Origin of the sequence: Fictibacillus sp. 23RED33 (assembly GCF_015903925.1) — a bacterium.
GTDB lineage: Bacteria > Bacillota > Bacilli > Bacillales > Fictibacillaceae > Fictibacillus > Fictibacillus phosphorivorans.
In genome coordinates this window covers 23,088-44,976 of the sequence record NZ_JACZDX010000003.1, presented here as the reverse complement: position 1 = coordinate 44,976, position 21,889 = coordinate 23,088, and the positions used below count along the sequence as shown (strand labels likewise).

Here is a 21,889-nt window from a genome sequence, read left to right as displayed (position 1 = left end):
TAAAAGGGATTTCCAATCACGGAAATCCCTTTAAGTTTGGAATTATCGGAAAGTACAAACTTATAAAGCTAAACTTTATTATGCTTTTTTACAGTTTGGAGAACAAATCTTTTCAAAAAATCTGGGTTCAGCATTCGTTGTTCTGTCAACGAGCCCGATACCGCCGATTGCTTTATCGGTCTCTCTTAATACAATTACATACGAATCGTTACTTTCAATAAACGTTTACTCTTCTTTAGATAAATAACAAATTATTTAAACACATGAACCAAAACGCTACCAAAGGTATATGATGGATAATCTCTCTAGAACTTGAAGAAAGAGGTGCATATTTGAAGATATACTTTTGGTTTTTCTTGTTGATTTCCACATACAACGTTCTGTGGATTGATATGAGCAATTTCCGTGAGTTGATTGATCTTATCATAATAGTGATAGGTCTTTTAGGTATCTATGGATATGTTTACAGAAAAGTAATCTTTCGAAAGAGCTTTTGGAAAGTTTTCTTTGTATTTGACCTTCTCTACACGATTGGTTTTATGTTTTTGGTTTCACGAGAGAAATATCTACGGATTCATTCAAATGATGAATTCATATTTTCCTCATTGGTCGTATTTCTTTTTCTTTTTGTTTACTTCAGAACCCTTTATAAGTACGCATTTAAGGAAACTGGTAGATAATGAATAGAAGAGTACCGCAAGTCGGGTACTCTTTTTAAAATTAAGAGTGTAATGTTTACATAAAAAAGTCTGCAGTTACGTAAGAGGAACAAAGCCATTCGTTTCCATAACTAGCCCGCCTACAAAAAGTAAAATCATTTTTTATATAGTGATAGTGCCGATTCTCCGATTTTTTTAATAGATTCAATCAATGTGCGTGGGGAAACAACTCTCATTTGATCACCAAATCCGATAATGTATGACGCAGCTTCTTGCTCTGTATCAAACGTAAGTTTTACAGGAATCCATCCGTTGCCATTCGGTGAGCCTTTGCTCACTACTTGTGCAAAGCGTCCGCTATAAGATATCCGTTGAATAATCGCTGGAGAAGCTTCCACCTCTACTTCAAAAATAGGTAGATTCTTAACAAAATTTTGTTTTGATTCGTTCCAATAATCAGCTAGTTGAAAGTTACCTGGCCGGACAAAGGATTCGTACGTTAATTCTACAGACTTGATTCGGGACACTCTAAAATTCTTAATATCTTTATCAGATACCGCAACCAAGTACCATGTGCGCCCTTTTGCGACGAGCCCTAATGGTTCTACGATTCTGTCTGATGATTCCTTGTTTGCTTTTTCATAGGCAATACGTATTTTTCGATCTTCCCATAGAGCTTGCTGTAGCAGATTAAGGGCAATCGTTTCGTGTTGGGATTGTTTCCACGGATCTATATCGATATGGATTCTGTTCCATAAGTTATCCGCTTGTGATTGAAGGGAGTTTGGGAGAGCGGCTAACAGCTTTTGGCGTGCTTCTTTCCAGTCCTTAGTAAACCCGAGATCACTTAGTAGCTGATAAGAAGGAGAAAGGAACAACGTTTTTAATTCGCTGTCTTTTAATCCTGTCAATTTCGTTCTGTACTGATCAACAAGCCGCCATCCACCATGTTTGCCACGCTCAGCTAGTACAGGAATTCCTGCAACACTTAACGCTTCCATGTCACGATGGATGGTTCGCTCTGTTACTTCTAATTCGTTGGCTAATGCCTTTGTTGTCATCTTTCCATGATTCTGAAGCAGCAATAAGATGCTGATCAAACGGTCTGCTCTCATCTATTTACTCCTGTTTTTTTTAATATGACATTGGATGTCAACTTTAAAGGTTAAACTAAAGATAGATCAAAAAGGGAGTGAATGCAAATGAAACCTTTAGAAGGAAAAATTGCACTAGTAGCTGGAGGAACACGAGGAGCAGGACGCGGGATTGCGATGGAATTGGGAGCAGCAGGAGCTACAGTGTATATCACGGGCAGAACGACACGTAAGGAAGTTTCAGAATACAACCGTCCAGAAACCATTGAAGAAACGGCAGAATTGGTAAATGAATTAGGTGGCATTGGGATCCCGGTTCAAGTGGATCATCTTGTTGCAGAACAGGTTGAAGCGTTAGTAAAACGTATTGAAAAGGAACAAGGTAGATTAGATATTCTAGTGAACGATATTTGGGGTGGAGAAAATTTAATTGAATGGAGTACACCTGTGTGGCAGCATTCCCTTGAAAAAGGGTTGCGCATGCTACGTCTCGCTGTTGATACTCATCTCATTACTAGTCATTACGCGCTTCCCTTGTTGATTAAGAACGAAGGGGGACTTGTGATTGAAATGACAGATGGGACAAAAGAATACAATGAAAACAATTATAGAGTGTCCATGTTTTACGATTTAGCAAAAACGTCAGTTAACCGAATGGTGAAAGCGCTGTCACACGAACTGTCACCGTATAAGTGTACAGCGGTTTCTGTGTCACCTGGCTGGATGCGTTCAGAAATCATGCTTGAAGTATTTGGGGTGACAGAAGAAAATTGGCAGGATGGAATTGAAAAAGATGCGCATTTTGCCATATCTGAAACACCTCGTTATGTTGGACGAGCCGTAGCTGAATTAGCGATGGATGAGAACCGCCATGAACTAAATGGACAATCATTCTCTAGCGGAGACCTCGCTAAGAAATATGACTTTTATGATTTAGATGGCTCACAGCCTGATTGTTTTCGATATTTGGTAGAAGTCGTCGAGGCAGGAAAGCCAGCTAATGTGGAGGGGTACAAGTAAAAGACAGTGAGCTTTTCTTACTGAAGGTGAACTGAGCATTATTTAGCAAACTGCATAGATATAAGTGCGTTAATTCGAGAAGGATTAACGCTTTTTTATATGGAACTTATTATAAAAAGAAGCACTATTGTAAAGGCATATAAGAGGTGGTTTGAATATGGGTAACGATAATGAAAACATTCCAGTGTGGGCTTATGAAAAAATTGAGGTAAAAAAACCAGATTCTAACTGGAAGGAAAAAGGTATTCGGGAAAGAGAAGACCTTGCCAATCTACTTTCAGCATTTGGTGTTAACCAGGTCGAACATATTGGAAGTACATCTATACCTAACTTGCCAGCAAAACCAATTATCGATGTAATGGCTACGATTCCTTCATTGGAGTTTATCAATAGAATAGCGGAAAAGCTAAACGCACACGATTGGCATTATGTACCTCCAGAACTAGACAAACAGCCTTGGCGAAGATTCTTTGTGAAAGTGGAACACGACAAACGAGTAGCACATTTACATCTAATGATAGAAGGGGAAGAACGATGGGATCAATTACTTACATTCAGAGATAAGTTAAGAACTAACCCACACCTTGTGAATGAATACGCTACTTTAAAAAGTCATTTAGCACAAGAATATAATAATGACCGTGAAAGATATACAGAAGGAAAGACAGAATTTATTAACAAGGTAATAAACAACTAATTATCCTAACTGTTATATAGGGAGCGTTAATCCGAAGTGGGTTAACGCCTTTTTTTCTTTTATATAGCAGGATCGAATAGGCACTGTGATAGGTGTACAAGCACTTTCAGTTGAATTTCATAGAATATCATAATCGAAGGTATACCTTCGGGAACTAAGGGGGGATTAGTTATGGGTTGGATTGGAAATAATTCAGGTCATCATTCTTGTGGGTGTAACAAGCCTGTGGAACGTCAACATCGTGAATGTGGATGTCACCACCGCGTTGAACGTCACCACCATGAATGTGGCTGTCACAAAAAAGTAAAACTTCGTCAGACTGAAGGTCAGTCAAGAGGAGAAATGTGCAGCAGATGCAATTGGGCTAAATACCGAAACGACAGCGCTTGGAGAAAGCTCTGTAGAAACAGGGTAGAAAGTGTTCGAATGGTTTCAGAAGCTCCAAACTGTGCATTACGCAATCGATTAGACAATGGAACTGCTCAGTAGTAGCGAAGATTTTAAAAAGAAAACGAACAAACACTGAGGAAACAAAAATGGACCTTTTCACTAAGGTCCTTTTTTGTTGCAGAAGATATTAGCTATTTTCGCTCAGATCACGAATTTCTCTGTCAATGAGGAACACAGACAGTTCGAACGCTTCTATACGTCTTTGCGCTAAGGTGATCTGAGATTTATACCGATTTGGATTTTCTTTCCCTTCTAGCGTTTTAACGGTTTCTTTTAGTTTGTGAATCGTTGAGTCTAGTTGACGCTTGGCTTCGACTAAGTTGTCCAATATAATCTCCATATAAATACTTCTCCTTATACAGTTTAATGAGTGGAAATTTTAATAGTAAATTAATCAATTATAGTCATTCATGCGAGAAAGTTTTAACTGAAAAGTAAAGAGTTGCCTAATGATTCATCCTATACTGTAACGGCGTGCAGCCTATGACATTCACAAAATTTCGGTGAAACTGACTAGGGTTGTTAAATCCAACTTCATAGCTGATATCTAAAAGTGATCGAGTAGTTGTTGTGAGTAATTCTTTACTTCGCTCGATCCTCGTTCGTATAAGATATTGATGAGGAGAGAGATGCGTATAGTTTTTAAAGCTTCGCATAAAGTGATATTTACTTTGGTTCGCGATCATTGCGAGCGTATCTACAGAAATGGTTTCATAATAGTTTGTATGAATATAGTCGAGTACATGAGTCATATTATGGCCATTGCTCTGGTGTTTCATAGTTGTTGAATGACTTCCTCTAAAAATGGACGTAAAAAAATGAAATGCCTCGTTCTCTATATCCTTCTTACACGTATCTTCATGACTTTGAAAGAGATATTGATCAAACCACTGTTTAACTTGTTTTTTGATAACATTTGGAGAAATTGTTTGCTTCTCTATAAAAGTGATCTCTTCTGTTAAATTGACATTGTTCCAAGCGTTTAGTGATTGACGATCTAATCCGATCAAAAACATTGAAGATGGAACATTATCAAACTGATGAGCGTGAAGGGATAGAGGATTTGTGACGATTACCTCTCCTTCTTTCAGTGCTAATGTTGTTTGGTTCAGGTCTGTAATCATCTCTCCTGTAAGCGGCACAGAGATTTGATAAACATCTTCATGAGAATGAGGTTGGTCTCCCCAATTCGAGCCTTCGATGTATAGAATCTTGATATGGTCGAGCTTAAGATGAAATCCCAACGACTCCACATCCTTCCATCTTCTATACTATCAAAAATTGCGGTATGATTGAGCACGATATGCAATGAATTCCTTTCTTCGCTTATCCATAATGAAGGATAGAGGAGGGATTCACATGAGTTTTAAGTCAAGGTGTTATCTTGTATATGGCTTTGCACCAGCAGAGGCAAGAGCGATTGAGGCGAATCGTTCATTAAACAATTGGATAAGTAATCAAGAGTTCGGTAAGATCATCTACCATGAGCATTTTGCGACTAAGCCACTTGGTGGGTTTGCGGTATTTGAAGTGAATGAACAGAAAGAACTGGATGCACTTCGTAGTGAGCCGCTATCTGAAACGTCGCATCTATACGGATGGACGTTAAGTTATCATCCTCTCACGCACAGTACGAATACAGACAAGTTTATCTACCAAACGCAATACACGTTATCATCTTACCGTGATGTAAAGATGGAATATCAGTTAGATAGTGTATAGAAAGAATCGATCTTGTTGTGACTACCAGCAAGTTCGATTTTTTTCGTTATGTGCGAAATATAATCCTTGTCGAACCCAAACGATTATCATCTATAATAAGGGTACAACTATAATAGGAGGCTACTCCATGTTTACGGAAGATAGAGTTGTATTAAAAGCAGAGCAACTTAATGATAATGATGTTTCAAGTCTAATCGAACTTTCTTCATCTGTTGGATGGGACTATGATGATCACGAGATAAAAACGATTCTGTCATCAGGAAAGATCTATGGACATAAAACTCCTGAAGGTAAAATCGTTTCAAGTGCTGCAATCATTCCATACGATACAAATCTAGCCTCAATCGGTATGGTCATCGTACATTCAGATTATAGGGGGCTCGGATTAGGAAAGGCAGTTACTCAACAATGTATAGCTAGCGTCTCTAAAAAGACATCCATCATGCTAATCTCAACGGATGAAGGGAAACCGTTATATGAAAGCTTAGGCTTTAGAACGGTAGATGTTGTACATAAGTTTTTGTGTGAAAATTTTGTCTGCGAATCGCTTGAAGTTAACTATGAATTTACATTAGATACTTATAAAGTAGAGGGTTTTCATCAAATGATGGAACTAGACGCTGCTGCCTTTGGTGATCAGAGAAGCAAATTTCTGATCAATCGAATTGAACAATGTAAACAATGTATCGTTGTAAAAGATCAAAACAGCCAGATTATTGGTTTTGGTCTATCTGTACAAGGTCCAATAAATTTAATAATAGGACCGATTGTAGCGTCTGACTTTAAAACAGCCGCTTCTATCATGAAAGAGTTAGCTTCCAACCATCATGGAAAGCTTAGGATTGATGTGCCATCAGGTCATCATGATTTTATGACTTTCTTACATACATGTGGTTTTAATAAAGTTAATGATCCTCCCATAATGATGAAGAATTCAAGCACAATGCCAAACAGGAACCAAAAGTTATATGCAATTGCTGCGCAAGTATTTGGATAAAAAAATTTCGAAAGTCAAAATATCATTTTATGGAAATAGTAAGGACACAAACAAAAGGAGCATTTCTTCAAGAAGGAGAAGTGCTGTTTTTATTGAAGTTAAGGATAAGACTGTTAAAGTACCTTAAAAGATTATTAAAATAAAAAATCGTTATTTGTATGAAACGGAGGTTCTTATGATGAGTGATCTGAAGTTAATCGCAACTTACAAAAGCTTTTTACAGAACTATTCAAACGAACAGCTCAAGTTTATACCTGAACAAGGGGTTTGGTCACTTGGTCAAATGTATGACCATCTGATTGTAGTAGCTCATGAATATCTTGATAGTGTAGAAGATTGTGAGAAAGCTGTTGAAGAGCAACATCAGGGTAAATCTGAATTTGGAGAATATCTATTTAACATTGGTGGATTTCCTCCTATTAAAATCAAATTACCTGAAGAACTAGATGCCCCACCAGACAATACTAAAAGTAAAGAAGCGATTATGTTAGAGCTCGATCAATTAATGAATAGAATGAAAGACTTGGAAATGAAAGTTGAAGAGATAAACCCCAACTGCAAAATGAAGCATGGTGGATTTGGGTGGCTGAATGCACAAGAGTGGTTATCTCTTGTTGGGATGCATTTTCGTCATCATCTGCGTCAGAAGTATGAACTCGATCAAAAACTTGCATTATGCTCAAACATTGGGTAAAGAGTAGTCCATTGAGCATTTATGAGTCTTTGACGACATAGTAATTCTAGAAATAGAAAGAAGGTTTATAAAGGTGAGTACGAATAAGATATTTTGGTTTATGATAATAATCGCTTTCATTTTCATTATAGTCTTATATTTACCGAAATTACTCTTTCAAAACAATGGCTTTTAATATATTCCAATCGAAAAATCACGTGTATTTTCTTATAACGTCAAATCTCAAAGAGGACTGTATTTGAAATTATTACATCTAATAATAGCAATAATAATATTCTCATTCTGCATAACTGGTTGCTCGATTTCGACAGATGGAAATGGTCAGCAAGCAGCAAATCATATGAATTATGACTTCCCTCCAGCTATGAAGGGATTCGTTAATGTTAACGGAAATAAGTATGAAATGAAATCAGGAAATTATAAATGGGAAAGAAAAAAAGGGTCAGAAACCGAAGCTGTAACAACGGATGCGGCATCACCATCCCAGATTGCTGAAGCTTTTAATGCCATCAGTGTGAAACCGAGCGCTAACATTCATATTGAAATCCAAGATCATCCTAAGATTTCCGTTTATCATTGGTATGAAAACGATAGAGATAAAGAAGTTATATTAAAGAACAATCGAATAGCTGTTCCGTCAAGTGAAGGTCGGTACATCTATGAGGTATTAGCCAAATGGTCTAATGGTGAAGTATCGTATACATTTGTAATTGATGTTAAGTAGTTCTGAGATGGCAAAAGTAAACAAGTACGCGGTGGATCGTTCATAGTTTAATACTATCAGTCTAGGAGGTTGCACCTAAGATGACAGCTACATTTAAACCTATGATGTTTGAGATGGAAACTGATCGACTGATCCTCAGTCTTTGGAAGGATTCGGATGCCCCTTGGTATAGGGAACTCGTTGCCGAACGGGGCAAAGGGATGCCGACTATGGAAACTGCTCATGAAAATATCACCACTTTACGAAACCGAGCATCAGAAAGCGGGATTGCCTTACTCACTATTCGACGTCGAGATGAAGGTGATTATATCGGATACTGTGGGTTAATTATTGGCCGTTCGTCGCTTGAAGAACCGGAAATTGCATACGAGTTGTTCCGAAGAGTTCACGGTAATGGTTATGCGACTGAAGCGGCATCCGTAATCGTAGATGCTGCTGTTGCTACAGGCCGTAGCAAGCTTTGGTCGACAGTACGCGCATGGAATGCTGCATCCTTTCGGGTGCTAGAAAAGCTTGGTTTTGAACGACACCATAGTACGTGGGATGAGGACGGAGAGATTGTTTGGAGCGTTCGAGAACTTCAGAAGAATTCCAAAAATATTTAAGAGTACGGAGGGTAGAGAAAATGCCAGAAATCAACCATAAAACCTATATTAAAGTACCATTAGAAGATGTGTATCAATCCATTTCAACAGCCCAAGGTTGGAATGCTTGGTTTACGGATGACACGTCTTTAGAGATCAATCCAGATGGGACTGGAGAAATTCGCATGAGGTGGACAAACTTCGGTAGTGAACATGTAACGATTGAAGATGGAGGTAGAATACTCGAAGCTGTTCCAAACCAGAGATTTGTGTTCCAATGGTCACCAGGAGAACAAAGTTCAACGGTAACCATTAAACTTGAACCCTATAAAGAGGGTACAATGGTAACCCTTAATGAATCTGGTTATTCGAATTCTGAGAAAGACTTAAATGCTTGCATTGGATGTGCTGTAGGTTGGGGAGAAGCGTTGACCTTATTAAAAGTTTACTTAGAGTATGGAATCGTTTATAAGCAGGACTTGTAATTCATCCATAAAAATGCACTTTTCTATACAATGGGGGCGTAGTAAATGTCTAACTTTGAAAAAGAAGAATTACTAACTGGAGGAAATGTTTCAAACGTAATTCGTCTAAGGAATACGGTCCGACGAGATCTGAAACCCAATAGCGACAAGATTCACAAGCTATTAAATCATCTTGAGAACAAAGGCTATCGATATGCACCAAAGTTTCTAGGTATTGATGAAAAAGGGAGAGAGATCCTTTCCTTTATTGAAGGGGAAGCGGGAAATTATCCCTTAAAGGAATATATGTGGTCAAATGATTCACTAAAAGAAGTAGCTAACATGCTTCGACTTTATCATGATGCGGTAAGTGATTTTCCGTTAGAAGAAGGTTGGCATCCGATCGATTACACTCCCCATCCTTATGAAGTGCTTTGCCATAATGATTTCGCCATTTATAACATTATTTTCGATCAAGAACGACCTGTTGGCATTATTGATTTTGATGTAGCAGGACCTGGTCCAAGGCTTTGGGATATTGCGTATACGCTTTATACGTGCGTGCCTTTAAGCAGATTTTATTTAGATGCAACAGGTACAACGGTAAATTACAATCGTAGGCAGCATGCAGAACGAATGAAAGAGAGAGTTCAATTGTTTTTTGATGGTTATGGTAAGGAAGTGGATCCTGATTTTTTGGAGATGGTGCTGCTTAGGCTAAAAGGGTTGTGCAGAACCATTGAAAGAAAAGCGAGTGAAGGTGACTTAGCTTTTCAAAAAATGATAGACGAAGGCCATCTGGCCCATTATCTAGAGGACATTGATTTTATTTGTAGACACAGAAATGATTGGACATAATCTAATGCATTAAACAAAGCTGGACATGTTGACCAAGCTTTTTTTATTTACATAATTTATCCAACCCACTCAATACTAACAAGAGAGACTAGAATTAAAGGAGTTGGAACCATTGCCTGAGTTACCAGAGATGGAAACGTATCGCGAGTTCTTGAACCATAATATCTTACATAAGCCGATAACAAATGTAGAGATCAACAGAGAAAAGTCAATCAACACCGGGGTTCAATCCTTTATTGATGCTGTAAAAGGATCCCATATCAATTTCGTTAAAAGAAGAGCAAAACATCTGATCTTTGAACTAAGTTCAGGACAGTTTCTGCTGCTTCATTTGATGCTTGGAGGACTGATGTTTCTTGGAACGTCAAAAAACAGTCCGGATCGAACGAAACAAATTATTCTGTCCTTTGGAGAGTTTCAATTGAACTTTATTGGACTTAGACTTGGGTATTTACACTTATTGAATCAAACTGAATTAAAAGAAAAACTGAGTGAACTTGGTCCAGAACCTTTTGAAATGTACCAGGATGAGTTTTTACAGAGGTTAGAACGGAAAAAAGGGGCACTCAAACCATTGTTAGTCGACCAATCCGTTATCGCTGGAATCGGAAACTGTTATTCTGATGAAATTTGCTTTCAAGCGAGGTTACATCCGTTACGAAAAGCAAGTGACCTTTCTGATGAGGAGAAAATCCGTTTGTATGATAGCATCAAACCTGTTCTTTCAAGAGCCGTTCAATTTGGGGGATACATGGATTTTCCGATGTACGAAGGTGATCAGCAGACAGGGAAGTATAACGAGAACACTTATGTTTATGAGCGAGAAGGGGAGAAGTGTCCGAGATGTGGAGGAAGGATTGAGAGAGTGGATCATTCTTCACATAAGTCGTATTTTTGTCCGAACTGTCAGAAGTAAATAATACTCTCTATCAATTCATAATAGAAAAGGACAGGTTAGAAGTTACGATGACTTCCGACCTGTCCTTTTTCTTTACAGTTGTTCCTTCGCTTTTGCTTCTTGAATCATTTTATACACATACAATGCACCATAACCACCGGCTAAACCAAGCGGCAGGATGATGAAAGGTGCAAAATTCTTCGTGTGCCATCCTACTAAAAAGAATATTCCATAAATGATGACCATCGACATGATGCTAAACGCTAATCGGATAAAATAGGCTTTCAAACCAAACGCTCCTTTAATTCTTTATCTTTCACTTGCTTACATTCAATGTTTTTTAGACGCCCAATTACGATACACATACCACCCAAACCATCCACCACATATTATAGAAAGAACTATGATCAGGTTTGAACTTTCACCTTTATATAAATCAAACACTACTAGAATTCCATACGTAACGAAGCCAGTCAATATCCCAAATAACAATCGAATCAAATAGTTCTTCAGAGATAGCCTTCCCCGTTTATTTTCTTTTTCCATTTTAACACAACACCTATATGATATTCGTTTATATCCTAAATAGAAGGAATTTCTTCAATGACAGAGAACCCCCTTTATAGAGAAGGAGTGTTGAAATATGTCGTATCGCCAAGTACAAAAAGCGAACATCTATTATGAAGAATACGGAAGTGGTACACCGATCGTAATGATTCACGGGTTCTACCCGGATCACCGCCTGATGAAAGGCTGCATGGAACCCATCTTTCAAGAGAGAGAAGGATACAGACGTCTTTATATCGACCTGCCAGGAATGGGGCAGACGAAAGACTATGAAACCATTCAAAACTCGGATGAGATGCTAGAGGCAGTCATCCAGTTCATCGATACGTTATTACCAGGCCAGTCCTTCTTACTCGCTGGTCAATCATACGGTGGTTATATCATAAGAGGCATCATCGCAAAAATCCCAGAGAGAGTATTAGGTGCAGCATTCATCTGCCCGATGATCCTACCGAATCACAGTGAACGAACATTGCCAGAGCAAACCAATATAGAAGTGGATCACGAATTTCTAGCCACACTAACAGAAGAAGAAAGAGAAGATTTTAAAGGCATTCATGTGAAGTTAAATGAATACACATGGAAAAGGTACAGGGATGAAGTTGTTGTTGGACTAAAGATCGCGGATTCAGCGTTTCTAGAGAAAATCTCAGAAGCTTATGGGTACACATTTAAAATTGGCCAAGAAGTGTTTGAGAAACCGTGTGTGTTTATAACAGGTAGGCAGGACCATGTTACGGGTTATAAGGATGTTTATGACTTACTTGATAAATATCCAAGAGCGACGTTTTCGGTTTTGGATACGGTGGGGCATAATTTGCAGATTGAGCAGGTTGATTTGTTGAATGTACATATAAGTGAGTGGTTGGATCGTTTAAGCTAAGTATACTGTTAAAAATAATAGTGTAAATATAAAAAATATATTAGAAACTCTGGTCAAAATACTAGTGTTTCTTTTTTTTTTGTATAGAAAATGATTTATTATTCGAGTATTTTATTTTGTTTTAGGGGGTTGTTTAGAAGAAAAACACATTTTCGTCGAAAATTTTATTGAAATAATTTTAGTTAGATATTACTATTAAATCTGGAAATAAATGAAAATGTAACAAAGGGAGATAGGGAGCATGGGGAAATATTTAATTTTTATAATGGCTTTAGTGATATTAGTTCTACCTCACCAAGGGTATGCTCACTCAGGTAGAACTGACAGTAGTGGTGGACATAACTGTTCAGCAAAGTCGCAGGCAAAAGGATTATGTACAGGATATCACTATCATAATGGTGGAGGTTCAAGCGGTGGTTCAACTCCAGCACCTGCACCTGCTGCAAAACCGGCTCCTGCTACACGCAGTGATAAAGACTGCTCAGATTTTTCCAACTATGATGAAGTTGTAGCTTACTGGAATGCAAAAGGCTATTCAGCTTCAAATGATCCGGAGAGATTAGATGGCTTCGGAAATGTTGTAGATGATGGTATTCCGTGTGAAGTTCCAAGTGGATATGATACTGCGAAAATTAACGGCAGTCCAAAACAGATTGAACAGCAAGACTCAGCAAAGGGTGAAAAAGCTGGCTATCAAAAAGGGTTGAACGATGGAACAAAAGGTGCAGAAGAAAACAATTCTTCTACTGGTTCAGCAGCTTACCAATCTGGCTATGGCACTGGTTATGATAAAGGGTATTCTGAAGGAATGCAAAAATTTGAAGAACAGAAAGTAGCTGTTGAGAAGGAAGGATATGAAGCTGGAAAGAAACAGGAAAAGTTAGTTCTTCCTGCAAAGTATCAGAATAATACACTTTTAAAACAAGAATACGAAATTGGTTTTAACAGAGCATTAAAAGAGAAAGAAGAAGCACAGATAGTTAGTTTTCAAGAAAAAGGTCTTGAAGATGGAACAAAGGATATTAAGAATACACCAAAGAATGTTAGTCAAACATTAATAAACGCATACCTTACTGGATTCGAGAAAGGTCAGAATGAATTAAGAGAAAAGTATTTAAAAATGGGCTATAATGCTGCCTTTACCATGATTTCCTATAAAAAACCTGCTCTAAAGCAAGAAAAATATATCACATGGTATAAAGAAGGATTCAAATCAAATAATGAAGTTGAAAAAATAGCAGAAGTAGCTTATGAGATGGGTAGCAATGAAGAAAAATATGAAGTCCCTCAAAAATACATGAAAGCTGAAACAGTGTATGAGTATCATTACGGATTAGGAAAACAAGCTGCTCAGGATGCTGATGAAGCAAACACAATGATTTTTGGTTTAGGAATAGCTGCTTGGTTAGGAAGACGATTCTATGTGGCTCGTAAAATGGTAGCTTAAGGAGAGAGTAAAATGGGGATCTATCAAAGAATATGTTATAAAACAGAAGATTTATTCGTAAAGCTTTTGACTAAAGATCAAGATAATGTACTAGTAAAAGAAAAAGTTCAAACTTATCGAAGTAGTAAAGAAGCTGTGAAAGAACAAAAGCGTATGAAAAGAAAACTTGCAGCTGAAGAACGCCAGCAACAACTTGAAGTTCAAAAAGCAAAAGAAAAACAAGAGATTGAAAATCTATTAAACTCACTAGTAAATGACTCTTACACGACTTACGAATTTAACGAAGTGAAAAATAATAAGGCATTCTTTCAATCTCTTATACGAAATGTGTTTGAGCCAGATGAAAAAGGATTAACCTTCTTATTCTGTGAGTTTGATAAAAGCAGTAAGAAAGAAATTAAAGGCTACTTAATCGCTACCAACAAACGTGTATGGTTTGTAAATAAGTCATTTAGCTTCCAACAAAAATTTCGCTATCAAACCATTAGGGACATTAAATGGTTTAACGACGGGATGCTAGAAAAGGGCTTATACATGCAATACGGTGTTAAGCGACATGAATTTGATGAGATCTTTGATAAAGAGCAGATGATTCGTGTTGCGAATAAAATACTTGCTTATATTTAAGAAACATAAAAATTTAGAAAAGCTAGAGCTGGCATTGTACCGGACTCTAGCCTTTTTATTATTAGGTTTATTGTTGAACATAGTCATAGATATACAGGAACAGGCCATAATTTATAATTACTAATTCTTTAAGGTGCTCTTCTCCTTCAATATCCCTTCCTTAACCATATTCACAAGTGTTCCTTTATTTTTAAACTTAAAGAACATAATGAGACGATCCAAGTCTTTCTTAGACAATTCTATATCATCAGATACTAACTCAAAATGTTCTAACTTATGTATGAGTGATTTCGCATATTCTTCTTGTTTAGGTGTAAGGGGAACTCTACGAGAATCAATCGCTTCTTTAATAATCCCTTTATTGTTAATTGTATCCTCAATAAATTTTGAATAATTCCCGGTCCTTAACCATGTAAGATCCTCTGAACTAAGGGTATACCATTCTCCTTGTACCCGTTTGTTAGTGAAGTAATCATGAAAAGCAGCTTCTGTTTGATGATGGTTTCCTGACTTTACAAGATAAATCAGCTCATTTTTGAAAGATAAGTTAACAGTGAACCCATTCATTCGTTTATCTATTTGTGTGGTCTTTCCAATCTGGAAATGACCAGTTAGTTGATCCTGTACGAACCATACATACCCTGTCGCCTGGCCTCTTGGAAATTGGTTATGTATTATTTTCTGTAACTCAGATGGATTTTGTTGAAAGAGATGAAGCGATTCAGTACTAGGTGTTGTATTGCCATTCTTAAATAAGGATACTAGGTATTTAATCACAGTCGTCACTCCGTTTTTACGAGATATGTATAGATATAGCATAATAAAATTTGGTAAAGTTTACAAACAATAGTTGATTTTTACTAGTTTTTTTAAGAGAATGATAGAAAGATGTCTAATATTGTAAAAATATTATTGAATAAAAATGAGATAGGTGAATGTCATGGCATACATGGTTCCGCTTACAATACGATCTTCTGCCACAGCCGGCGAAAGACTATTATTCCATACACTTAAAAACTACTTACCTGATGATTATATCGTGTACTATGAGCCGGAAATTCAAGGTCGGCGTCCAGACTTTGTTATTTTAGGACCAGATCTAGGGTTAATTGTGTTAGAAGTGAAAGATTATACAAGGAACACGTTATATCAACTTAATTCAGATGACTGGGTCATTTCAGCTGCGAATGGTTCACAAGCAACTGTGAAGAACCCATTAAAACAAGCTAGAGAATACGCATTTCATATAAGTAATGTATTGAAAAAAGATAAGAGTCTTATTCAGACAGAAGGTAAGTATCAATTTCAGCTTAAGTTTCCTTTTGGTTACGGCGTTGTTTTCACTCGTCTTTATCAAAAAGACATGGTTAGAGATAACTTATATTCCATACTTGAACCGAACTTGACGTTAGCAAGAGACGAAATTGATCCAGAAAATGAACACTTCTCAGAAGAGTTATTGATGGAGAAAATCCTTGATATGTTTATCGTGCCTTACCGGCTAAAAGAACCGTTAACAAATGAAGAAATTGCAGCTATTCGTTATCATTTGTTTCCTGAAGTACGAATTAGTGCGGAATTTAAACAAGCCGTTCCTTATCAAGATCAGCTCTTGTTGTCTTTGAAAGATATCAAGGTAATGGATCTGCATCAGGAGAATCTTGCTAAACAGTTGGGAGATAAGAATCGACTCATTCGAGGTGTAGCGGGTAGTGGGAAGACCTTAATCTTAGCATCAAGAGCGAAGATGATTGTGAAAGAACATCCTGACTGGAAAGTGTTGATTCTGTGCTATAACATTTCACTCGCTCAAAGCATTCGTCAAATGGTTCATGCTAAACTTTCGGAGCCTGAGGACCTTTTTGATTTTGTACAGAAGCCTGAAGAAAAGAAAGTGAGTGACAACATTATGATTCGAAACTTTCATCAATGGTTGAAGCAAGATTTAAAGATCAATGAATATCAAATTCCGACCATACTTGAAAAGATCGATCGAAACGAAGCCATATTACCTAAATATGATGCGGTGTTAATAGATGAAGGACAAGACTTTGAACCAGCATGGCTAGGGTTGGTAAGCCGTTTGTTAAATCCGGATACACAGTCTTTGTTAATCGTTGAAGATCGAGCACAAAACATTTATAAAAGAAAAACAAGCTATGTCCAAGATACAGGAATGAGTTTCCAAGGGCGATCTAAAATTTTGAATATCAACTATAGGAATTCAGCTCAGATTGTAAAGTTTGCTTGGGATTTTTACCGAGAACATTCGGTGTTAAATACAAAAGTGATCCAAGGTCAGACTGAGGGCATTGAAATTATTCATCCTCAAGGAACAAAACGTAAGGGACCAGAACCATTTGTGTTGGAAGCTACCAATTTCACTGAAGAAATGGAAAAAGTAGCACGAACCATAAAGAAACTTCATGAAATTCGTAAAGTGCCATATTCAGAAATGCTGATTCTTTATCGAGTTAAAAAGACGAATAAGCTCGCTGTAACCGATACAATCATTCGCACATTTAAAAAGCATAATATCCCTTACTATTGGTTAACCGAACATGAAGGTTCCAAACGAAATTTTGTAAAAGAAGAAGAATCAGTAAAGATTAGTACAATTGAAAGTAGTAAAGGGCTAGACTTTCAATCCGTTTTCGTAGTGAACACAGACAGCATGCCTTTCCCTCTAGAAGAAAGTAAAGAAAAAGAAGTGTCGTTGCTTTATATAGCTATGACAAGAGCTCAAAATTACCTTTGTGTTTCTTATTCTGGGGAATCGGAGTTTACTAGTTATTTTTCTAATTTAAAATTGTTTTCCTTTGAAAAGGCTTTAGAAGTAAAGATAAGGAAGCATTACTAAACACTCAATTTGGCTTGAGTGTTTTTATTACTATTGATCCTTTTTTATTTATTGGTAACATAATAAACAATTAGTTTAATCATTAAAAATAATTATCTTTTATGATAATCAATCAGGAGTAAATGATGATAAAAGAAAAAAGAAGTTGGTCAAAAACACATTCACAAATGATTGCAAGGAAAAAAGTTGACTGGTCAATATTTAGTAATGGATCTCATATACCGATTGAGTTTCATGTAGACTTTGAGGAAGCAAATCATGGAGCTCATGTTAATAGAGGAGAAAAATATAACATTAAGTTAATTCTAGATGATGAAGTATATGATGCTCAATTAACAAATGTTGATAGAAAAGGTGTTAGTGTAGATTCTTTACAAATTAGGTACGACAATAATGCCGAATTAAAACAAGTTCTACTTACTACATTTAACAAAAGCTATGAATACATAAGAGAAAGAAGAATAGAAAACGAAAAACAACAGGTTCATGTCCCTTTGGATCAAGCAGAATATATTGAATTTTATAAAACAGAGAATCCTTTTGTATATACAATAAAATTAGATTCATTTAAGAGAATATCTAATAATGCTTTCTGGTGGGTAAACCAGGGGAAAACCCATATTCAAGAGAGAACTGGTAGTTATCTATGGGCACCACAAAGAGCGAAAAATGGAACACCATTAGCCCATCATACTGACCTATTAAAAGCAAAAGCAGGAGATATTGTCTTTGTATACAGCAACATGCACATCAGGTGTATTGGAATTGTGAGTAAAGAAGCTGAACAGCATGCTAAACCAAAAGAAATACAAACAGATGAATGGCAAGTTGACGGTAATCTATTAAAAGTTACTTATTTCGATTTAAATAATCCGATTCCGAAAGTAGAAATACCTGAAAGTTGGAGAATTGAAGAAAAAGGACCTTTCGATAAGCATGGGGATATTAAACAAGGCTACTTTTACTCTGTCTCAAAGGGATTTGCAAATAAATTGTATTCAATGTTTGGAGAGGGTTTTCCAATGGAAATTAAAAATTCTTTTTTAGATAGAGATACAAATACCAAAGAAGAAAAAAGTGATATAAAAGTATCGAATGTAACAAATCATATACATTCTTACATACAGAGTAAAGGCTTTTTCTATAAGAGGGAAGAGGTTATCAACCTTTATTTATCATTAAAAACAAAACCTTTCGTCATACTTTCTGGTATATCTGGTACTGGTAAAACTAAAATGGTTCAGTGGTTTGCTGAATGCTTAGGAGCTACTGAAAACAATGGTCAGTTCACTTTAATTCCAGTTCGTCCTGACTGGAGTGATGGTTCTGATCTATTAGGCTATATAGATATTAAGGGTGACTTTAAGAAAGGTCCCTTAACTTCTGTTCTGGAAAGAGCAATGGATAATCCGATTAAACCTTACTTTGTTTTACTCGATGAAATGAATCTAGCGAGAGTGGAATACTACTTCAGTGATCTTTTAAGTGTTATGGAAAGTCGGCGATGGGAAAATGGAGAGATGATAACTACACCGGTATTACCTTTTGAGGTAAATGGCAGAGACATCATTCTCCCTTCAAATGTTTATATTGTTGGAACGGTAAACATGGACGAGACGACACATCCTTTTAGCAAAAAGGTGTTGGACCGTGCAAATACGATTGAGTTTAATAGAGTTCAATTGGATCACTTTGCTTTCTTAGAGGATCTTGAAGAACAGGAACCTTTGTCTATCGAAAATCAGTCTTTAGCGGGGGACTTCTTGCATTTAAAAGATGCATACAAAGATAACATGGAGTTAATTAAAATGGTAACAGAAGTTTTAGTCGATATTAACAAACAACTTGAAGGTATTGGTGCACAGGTCGGTTATAGAGTAAGAGATGAAATTTGTTTTTATATGATTTATAGCGAGAAAGATAACTTACTGACATTTAAAGAAGCTATGGATCAATCGATTCTTCAGAAAATACTTCCTCGTATTTCAGGGAGTGATGAGCGTGTATGGGATACACTTAAAGGGCTGTATGAAATTTGCACGAATCAAGTCTATGATACCGATGTTCTACCTGGATTCGATAAAGCGATATATCCTAAGTCTGCACAAAAGATTGTGGATATGATTAGGAGGTATCAGCTAGATGGCTTCACTTCCTTCTGGATTGGTTCGTGAGGATGTTGAACTCGTTTTAATTGAAACGGATGAATTTACTCTTTTTATGAAAGGAAAACCTTATCATCAGCGGTTTGAAGGGTTGTCTCAATATAAAAAGAAACTTCAGAATGAAACGATGGTGTTTAAGGTTGAGGGAAAGTCAATTCAGTCTGTTAAAGTTTTTGATGTAGATCAACAAGTGTTAGCAGCCGGCTCAACGTTTAGACCTATCTTTTTTGAGAATGGTAATTATCAAATTATCGTTACATCAAAAATAGATTCAGAGTTAGAATTCTATCACGAACATCATCTTTTACGAAATGCTGTGAGTAGTGTACCAGTGGGTCCTAAGCAGGTTCTGATGGGAAGTCTGCAATTCCAAAATGAAGTCGGTTTGTCGTCATTTGAAATTCGTACGCAAGGGAAAACCTTATTGTCTGTAACTTTTGAAATCTTTCCTTCAAAGCTAGATTATAAAGAAGATTATCGAAAGCTACTAGATGAAGTGAATGAAGAGATCTATAATTTAGCGTTTCACTTTTTAAGAAAAACTTATCTTGGTGCGAGGACTAGGGTAGAAGGAGAAGCAAGTGCTGCTGAATTTTATCGATTAATACAACATCATTTTAGGTCCTTCCTACAGGCAATTAAAAGAATTGAGCAACAACCGCATCATCAATTGATTACCACTCATCAGAAAGTGAGAGGTGATCAACTAAAGAAGATGGACTCTTATGGCCGAAACCAGCTTAGAAAAAGAGCTTCATTGTTTCAAGAGGTTCCAAAGGGTATTCAGTTTGAGAACAAACAACTTATGCCTATTGAGGGTTGGCAGGTAAAAAAAGAGCACTCATTTGATACGATGGAAAACCGTCTAATCAAGTGGTTGATGATTCGAATTGAAGATAAGCTAAAGAATTTATTGAATAAGGTAGAAGTACCTATTGGACGTTATAAAACAGAACCAGATCAAGAAGTGGTTAAAGCCATCAAAGACATGCAGAAACTACTCCAGCGAAGAATTAAAAATCCATTTTGGAAGACCATTAGTAAGTTGGATCGTTCGGTAATGACTTTAGTCATACAGATGGCACCAGGGTATAGAGAAGCCTTTCAAATCTATGTTTTACTTTCCCGTGGATTAGAACTACATGGTCAAATTTATAAAATGTCAGTTAAAGATGTTGCTCAACTATATGAGTATTGGACATATCTTAAACTTGGTGCTCTATTGGATAAGAAATATGTACTCTTATCTCAAGATGTGGTGAAGGTGAATCGAGAAGGTCTGTTTGTAAACCTCGACGGCAGTAACTCTGCCAAACGGGTATATCAACACCCACATACAGGAGAGAAGATTGTTCTTCAATATCAAAAGGAAGAAAAGGATCTTCCTACGATAACACAGAAACCAGATACGATGCTGAGTATTCAAAAGAAAGGTAAGGATTATACCTATAATTATATTTTTGATGCCAAATATCGTATTGATTTTGCTGTTGAAGATAGTTATTACGGAAAGCGATATAAGAGCCCTGGTCCGATGGAAGACGACATAAACACGATGCATCGATATAGAGATGCGTTAGTTGTTCAGCATGAAGGACCATATCAACGAACAGCCTTTGGAGCATATGTGTTATTTCCTTGGTTTGAAGAAGAATTGTATGAGCAGCATGCATTTTATAAAAGTATTGAGACCGTTAATATCGGAGGATTACCTTTCTTACCAAATGCAACGAGGTTAGTTGAGCAATTTGTGGAACACCTCATTGAAAAAAGCCCAGAAGAGATTCAAGAAGAAGGCATACTACCAAGAGGTACATTAGATCGCTGGCAATCTTCATTAGATGAAACCGTTCTGGTTGGATTAGTAAGTGATGAGAAAGTTTTTACGGATTGTATCCAACAAAAAACGTTTAAGATCGCTGTGAAGGACTTAAAAAAAGGGTGGCAAGAGGCAAAGCATATTGCCTTGTATCTTTCAAATAAAGCATCAAAAAGTAACGGAGTAAGATATTATGGCAAGATTGATGACATCAAGTTCAGTCCGCCTAATGATAGTGAACAATTCGTTACATTTACAGTGATCGTTTGGAAAGAATTAAAGCAAGTAATTAAACCTGTTGGCTATGGTATAGCTTCATATATGCTAACCACATTAAATGCTTTAAAAGGAGCTAGAGAGTTACCTGAACTTTATATGAAAAGTAAAGATGAGTTAATGGTATGGAGAACGATGCGTAGGTTAACGAACAATCCTAAGGTAAACTTGAACCATAATTATGTTGATAAAGCTTCCGAGATTGTTCAGATACAATCGGGCGAAATATTCGTTTCTGTAAACGAGTTTGAAATACAGGTGAAACGTGTAGGAGACTCACAGTATGAGTCAATAGATAGAGCTGAATTTGTACAAAATCCAAGCAAGCTTTTCAAGAAAGTTACTGATACACTAAACAAATAGTAGCTCAAGGAATATTTCCTT

The 21,889-nt window shown here is 36.7% G+C and carries 23 protein-coding genes; 17 read left to right on the top strand and 6 right to left on the bottom strand.

The features are described from left to right. Positions 1–814: 814 nt before the first annotated feature. Entirely contained in the window at positions 815–1,774 is a 960-nt protein-coding gene (locus tag IHV09_RS11930) for a helix-turn-helix transcriptional regulator (protein WP_197264591.1), read from the bottom strand. Positions 1,775–1,861: 87 nt separating this feature from the next. Between IHV09_RS11930 and IHV09_RS11925 the strand changes: the two genes are divergently transcribed. The 3 genes from IHV09_RS11925 (at position 1,862) to IHV09_RS11915 (ending at position 3,959) form a co-directional block, all read left to right on the top strand. Then, on the top strand, positions 1,862–2,773 hold the full coding sequence (locus IHV09_RS11925) for an SDR family oxidoreductase (RefSeq protein WP_197264590.1): 912 nt from the start codon (positions 1,862–1,864) through the stop codon (positions 2,771–2,773). A 157-nt stretch (positions 2,774–2,930) separates the two neighbouring features. After that, positions 2,931–3,470: a GrpB family protein gene (locus tag IHV09_RS11920; RefSeq protein WP_370568967.1), complete on the top strand. Its 540-nt coding sequence runs from the start codon at positions 2,931–2,933 to the stop codon at positions 3,468–3,470. Positions 3,471–3,641: 171 nt separating this feature from the next. Further along, on the top strand, positions 3,642–3,959 hold the full coding sequence (locus tag IHV09_RS11915; RefSeq protein ID WP_197194041.1) for a hypothetical protein: 318 nt from the start codon (positions 3,642–3,644) through the stop codon (positions 3,957–3,959). A gap of 88 nt (positions 3,960–4,047) precedes the next feature. On the opposite strand, the gene IHV09_RS11910 is transcribed toward IHV09_RS11915, so the two are convergent. Next, positions 4,048–4,260, bottom strand: a complete 213-nt coding sequence (locus tag IHV09_RS11910; protein WP_197130338.1) for a hypothetical protein — start codon at positions 4,258–4,260, stop codon at positions 4,048–4,050. A 106-nt stretch (positions 4,261–4,366) separates the two neighbouring features. Continuing rightward, positions 4,367–5,164 carry an AraC family transcriptional regulator gene (locus IHV09_RS11905; protein ID WP_197264588.1) on the bottom strand — a complete coding sequence of 266 codons (798 nt, stop codon included), beginning with the start codon at positions 5,162–5,164 and terminating at the stop codon, positions 4,367–4,369. A 115-nt stretch (positions 5,165–5,279) separates the two neighbouring features. Here IHV09_RS11905 and IHV09_RS11900 point away from each other — a divergent pair, with 115 nt between their 5' ends. The 8 genes from IHV09_RS11900 to mutM all read left to right on the top strand — a co-directional run bounded on the left by IHV09_RS11900 (position 5,280) and on the right by mutM (position 10,879). Then, positions 5,280–5,642: a hypothetical protein gene (locus tag IHV09_RS11900; RefSeq protein WP_197264587.1), complete on the top strand. Its 363-nt coding sequence runs from the start codon at positions 5,280–5,282 to the stop codon at positions 5,640–5,642. A 127-nt stretch (positions 5,643–5,769) separates the two neighbouring features. Continuing rightward, positions 5,770–6,639 (top strand): GNAT family N-acetyltransferase, encoded by an 870-nt coding sequence (locus IHV09_RS11895; protein ID WP_197264586.1) that lies wholly within the window; start codon positions 5,770–5,772, stop codon positions 6,637–6,639. A 178-nt stretch (positions 6,640–6,817) separates the two neighbouring features. Next, positions 6,818–7,333: a DinB family protein gene (locus tag IHV09_RS11890; protein ID WP_197264585.1), complete on the top strand. Its 516-nt coding sequence runs from the start codon at positions 6,818–6,820 to the stop codon at positions 7,331–7,333. Between the two features lie 238 nt (positions 7,334–7,571). After that, the gene (locus tag IHV09_RS11885) at positions 7,572–8,057 is read left to right on the top strand and encodes a hypothetical protein (RefSeq protein WP_231618287.1); all 486 of its coding nucleotides are present in this window, start codon (positions 7,572–7,574) and stop codon (positions 8,055–8,057) included. 80 nt (positions 8,058–8,137) lie between these two features. Beyond that, positions 8,138–8,662, top strand: a complete 525-nt coding sequence (locus tag IHV09_RS11880) for a GNAT family N-acetyltransferase (protein ID WP_197264584.1) — start codon at positions 8,138–8,140, stop codon at positions 8,660–8,662. A gap of 20 nt (positions 8,663–8,682) precedes the next feature. Then, positions 8,683–9,126: an SRPBCC family protein gene (locus IHV09_RS11875; protein WP_197264583.1), complete on the top strand. Its 444-nt coding sequence runs from the start codon at positions 8,683–8,685 to the stop codon at positions 9,124–9,126. Positions 9,127–9,171: 45 nt separating this feature from the next. Beyond that, entirely contained in the window at positions 9,172–9,963 is a 792-nt protein-coding gene (locus IHV09_RS11870; protein WP_197264582.1) for a phosphotransferase, read from the top strand. Between the two features lie 112 nt (positions 9,964–10,075). Further along, positions 10,076–10,879, top strand: coding sequence for a DNA-formamidopyrimidine glycosylase (mutM, locus tag IHV09_RS11865; protein ID WP_197264581.1), 804 nt, complete (start codon positions 10,076–10,078; stop codon positions 10,877–10,879). Positions 10,880–10,954: 75 nt separating this feature from the next. Here the strand turns inward: mutM and IHV09_RS11860 are convergent, their stop codons facing one another. After that, positions 10,955–11,149, bottom strand: a complete 195-nt coding sequence (locus IHV09_RS11860) for a hypothetical protein (RefSeq protein WP_197264580.1) — start codon at positions 11,147–11,149, stop codon at positions 10,955–10,957. A gap of 42 nt (positions 11,150–11,191) precedes the next feature. Next, on the bottom strand, positions 11,192–11,407 hold the full coding sequence (locus IHV09_RS11855) for a hypothetical protein (protein ID WP_197264579.1): 216 nt from the start codon (positions 11,405–11,407) through the stop codon (positions 11,192–11,194). Positions 11,408–11,504: 97 nt separating this feature from the next. Between IHV09_RS11855 and IHV09_RS11850 the strand changes: the two genes are divergently transcribed. The 3 genes from IHV09_RS11850 to IHV09_RS11840 all read left to right on the top strand — a co-directional run bounded on the left by IHV09_RS11850 (position 11,505) and on the right by IHV09_RS11840 (position 14,385). Further along, the gene (locus IHV09_RS11850; protein ID WP_197264578.1) at positions 11,505–12,311 is read left to right on the top strand and encodes an alpha/beta fold hydrolase; all 807 of its coding nucleotides are present in this window, start codon (positions 11,505–11,507) and stop codon (positions 12,309–12,311) included. 241 nt (positions 12,312–12,552) lie between these two features. After that, entirely contained in the window at positions 12,553–13,758 is a 1,206-nt protein-coding gene (locus IHV09_RS11845; protein WP_197264577.1) for a YHYH domain-containing protein, read from the top strand. Between the two features lie 12 nt (positions 13,759–13,770). After that, entirely contained in the window at positions 13,771–14,385 is a 615-nt protein-coding gene (locus IHV09_RS11840) for a hypothetical protein (protein WP_197264576.1), read from the top strand. 120 nt (positions 14,386–14,505) lie between these two features. On the opposite strand, the gene IHV09_RS22670 is transcribed toward IHV09_RS11840, so the two are convergent. Continuing rightward, complete coding sequence (locus IHV09_RS22670; protein ID WP_197264575.1) at positions 14,506–15,162, bottom strand: GIY-YIG nuclease family protein; 657 nt, start codon at positions 15,160–15,162, stop codon at positions 14,506–14,508. Between the two features lie 163 nt (positions 15,163–15,325). Here IHV09_RS22670 and IHV09_RS11830 point away from each other — a divergent pair, with 163 nt between their 5' ends. From IHV09_RS11830 to IHV09_RS11820, 3 genes are all read left to right on the top strand, one after another. Then, the gene (locus tag IHV09_RS11830) at positions 15,326–17,245 is read left to right on the top strand and encodes a 3'-5' exonuclease (RefSeq protein ID WP_197264574.1); all 1,920 of its coding nucleotides are present in this window, start codon (positions 15,326–15,328) and stop codon (positions 17,243–17,245) included. A 125-nt stretch (positions 17,246–17,370) separates the two neighbouring features. Continuing rightward, positions 17,371–19,419: an McrB family protein gene (locus IHV09_RS11825; RefSeq protein WP_197264573.1), complete on the top strand. Its 2,049-nt coding sequence runs from the start codon at positions 17,371–17,373 to the stop codon at positions 19,417–19,419. Continuing rightward, a complete protein-coding gene (locus tag IHV09_RS11820) occupies positions 19,388–21,868 on the top strand; it encodes a restriction endonuclease-like protein (RefSeq protein WP_197264572.1) in 2,481 nt (826 codons plus the stop codon). The genes IHV09_RS11825 and IHV09_RS11820 overlap by 32 nt, the downstream gene beginning before the upstream one ends. The last annotated feature ends 21 nt before the right edge of the window (positions 21,869–21,889 follow it).

What these genes read in the sequence shown, in the direction of transcription:
- IHV09_RS11825 (WP_197264573.1), top strand. Translation starts at nt 17,371, where the DNA reads ATGATAAAAGAAAAAAGAAGTTGGTCAAAAACACATTCACAAATGATT.
- IHV09_RS11830 (WP_197264574.1), top strand. Translation starts at nt 15,326, where the DNA reads ATGGCATACATGGTTCCGCTTACAATACGATCTTCTGCCACAGCCGGC.
- IHV09_RS11900 (WP_197264587.1), top strand. Translation starts at nt 5,280, where the DNA reads ATGAGTTTTAAGTCAAGGTGTTATCTTGTATATGGCTTTGCACCAGCA.
- IHV09_RS11845 (WP_197264577.1), top strand. Translation starts at nt 12,553, where the DNA reads ATGGGGAAATATTTAATTTTTATAATGGCTTTAGTGATATTAGTTCTA.
- IHV09_RS11915 (WP_197194041.1), top strand. Translation starts at nt 3,642, where the DNA reads ATGGGTTGGATTGGAAATAATTCAGGTCATCATTCTTGTGGGTGTAAC.
- IHV09_RS11870 (WP_197264582.1), top strand. Translation starts at nt 9,172, where the DNA reads ATGTCTAACTTTGAAAAAGAAGAATTACTAACTGGAGGAAATGTTTCA.
- IHV09_RS11890 (WP_197264585.1), top strand. Translation starts at nt 6,818, where the DNA reads ATGAGTGATCTGAAGTTAATCGCAACTTACAAAAGCTTTTTACAGAAC.
- IHV09_RS11895 (WP_197264586.1), top strand. Translation starts at nt 5,770, where the DNA reads ATGTTTACGGAAGATAGAGTTGTATTAAAAGCAGAGCAACTTAATGAT.
- IHV09_RS11930 (WP_197264591.1), bottom strand. Translation starts at nt 1,774, where the DNA reads ATGAGAGCAGACCGTTTGATCAGCATCTTATTGCTGCTTCAGAATCAT.
- IHV09_RS11840 (WP_197264576.1), top strand. Translation starts at nt 13,771, where the DNA reads ATGGGGATCTATCAAAGAATATGTTATAAAACAGAAGATTTATTCGTA.
- IHV09_RS11820 (WP_197264572.1), top strand. Translation starts at nt 19,388, where the DNA reads ATGGCTTCACTTCCTTCTGGATTGGTTCGTGAGGATGTTGAACTCGTT.
- IHV09_RS11925 (WP_197264590.1), top strand. Translation starts at nt 1,862, where the DNA reads ATGAAACCTTTAGAAGGAAAAATTGCACTAGTAGCTGGAGGAACACGA.
- IHV09_RS11880 (WP_197264584.1), top strand. Translation starts at nt 8,138, where the DNA reads ATGACAGCTACATTTAAACCTATGATGTTTGAGATGGAAACTGATCGA.
- IHV09_RS11920 (WP_370568967.1), top strand. Translation starts at nt 2,931, where the DNA reads ATGGGTAACGATAATGAAAACATTCCAGTGTGGGCTTATGAAAAAATT.
- IHV09_RS11855 (WP_197264579.1), bottom strand. Translation starts at nt 11,407, where the DNA reads ATGGAAAAAGAAAATAAACGGGGAAGGCTATCTCTGAAGAACTATTTG.
- IHV09_RS11875 (WP_197264583.1), top strand. Translation starts at nt 8,683, where the DNA reads ATGCCAGAAATCAACCATAAAACCTATATTAAAGTACCATTAGAAGAT.
- IHV09_RS11910 (WP_197130338.1), bottom strand. Translation starts at nt 4,260, where the DNA reads ATGGAGATTATATTGGACAACTTAGTCGAAGCCAAGCGTCAACTAGAC.
- IHV09_RS11850 (WP_197264578.1), top strand. Translation starts at nt 11,505, where the DNA reads ATGTCGTATCGCCAAGTACAAAAAGCGAACATCTATTATGAAGAATAC.